Genomic DNA, 1,541 nt, shown 5'->3' with positions numbered 1-1,541 from the left:
GTGCTGGCGATGGAGCTTCAAAACCCGGCACGTCACCGCCACCGGCACCCGAATCCGGGCGCCAGGGGCGGCCAACTCCTTCACGAGCGGGTAGAGCTGTAATGGGCTGCGGCTGGCCCGTGGCCGGCTGAGAGGCTGGCCTCGGCCGCGGCAGGTGACTCCGGGTAGATCCGACCCTCCGCCAGTGGTGGTGTCTTGAAAAGGACTTGTCCTTGTTCGCGGTCGAGGTTCGGCCCCTGCGCACAGATGTCCTGATGAGAAGCCTGTCCACCATCCGAAGAGCGTCATGCGATTCAGGGTGGTGTGACCCGTTACAGATATGTCTCTGTGCACCCGGCGGGCCGGACGGTTGTTGTCCGTGATGTCGCAAGGAGAAGCATGACCCGCGTTTCAGACCGTTTTGATCACGTTGTCGGCGTGGACACCCACGCGAAGACCAACACCCTCGCGCTGCTGGAGACTCGGACCGGAGCAGTACTTGCGACGGGGGTGTTTCCAACCAGCTCGGCTGGCAACCGACGCGCAGCTCAATGGGTGCTACGCAACAGCCCAGGCTCCGTCCTCGCGGCGGTCGAGGGGACGTCGTCCTACGGTTCCAGCATTACCAGCGTACTGCAGGTCGAAGGAATCGACGTCGTTGAAGTCCGGCCGTTGAGCCACGCCAGTCGCGCCCATACGGGCAAGAACGACGCAATCGACGCCGAGGCGGCCGCCCGCCACGTGCTCGGGCAAGACGTCGACCGTCTTGCCCGGCCCCGTAACGCCGGACGGCGATCGGCGCTTCGGATACTGCTGTCCTCTCGGTCCATCATCGACCAACAGCGGACGGCGAATCGCAACGCGCTGACAGCGCTGGTACGCACCAACGACCTCGATATCGACGCTCGACGGCCGCTCACCGATGACCAGATCCGTACAGTCGCGGCGTGGCGCCTCAGGGCGAACACCTCGGCCGAGGCCGCTACTGTTGCTCGAGGAGAGGCGCGCCGCCTGGCCCGGACGATTATCGAACAATCGGCGCTGCTCGCCGACAACCACCGCCAGCTGCGCGAACTCGCTGAAGAGATCGCTCCTGGGCTGCAGAACGTCCAAGGGGTCGGGCCCGTCACCGCTGCGATCATCATCTGCGCCTACTCACACCACGGACGCGTGCGATCCGAGTCCGCGTTCGCAGCACTCGCTGGTGTCCCACCGTTGCCGGCCTCGTCGGGCAACACAACCCGCCACCGCCTGTCCCGCACCGGCGATCGACAGCTGAACCGCGCGTTCGAGGTCATCGTCCGAACTCGCGTCACCTGCGATCCCAGCACCAAGACCTATGTCGCCCGCCGCAAAGCCGAAGGTATGAGCACCCGCGATGTCAGGCGCTGTCTCAAACGCTACGTCTGCCGCTCGATCTACCGTGAAGTCCGCTCCTGCCTGACTTGACGCGAGGCATAGAAGCGTCCTTTTCCCGGCAGATTGCCCTGCGACAGATACGCCGCCGCCCGGCGCAACACCTCGTTCTCCTGCTCCAACAGCCGATTACGACGCTTGAGCTC

At 65.0% G+C, this 1,541-nt stretch carries 1 protein-coding gene; it reads left to right on the top strand.

The window, feature by feature from the left end; translation table 11 throughout:
- Nucleotides 1–378: 378 nt before the first annotated feature.
- Complete coding sequence (locus tag LY13_RS25435; RefSeq protein WP_253831096.1) at nucleotides 379–1,428, top strand: IS110 family RNA-guided transposase; 1,050 nt, start codon at nucleotides 379–381, stop codon at nucleotides 1,426–1,428.
- Nucleotides 1,429–1,541 lie beyond the last annotated feature (113 nt).

This window comes from Prauserella aidingensis (assembly GCF_024171865.1).
Classification (GTDB): Bacteria; Actinomycetota; Actinomycetes; order Mycobacteriales; family Pseudonocardiaceae; genus Prauserella; species Prauserella aidingensis.
Note: the sequence above shows the minus strand (reverse complement) of the source record. Positions and strands in the feature narration are given on the sequence as shown.

Excerpts from the sequence above, each read along its gene's own strand:
- LY13_RS25435 (WP_253831096.1), top strand. The coding sequence starts at position 379 with ATGACCCGCGTTTCAGACCGTTTTGATCACGTTGTCGGCGTGGACACC.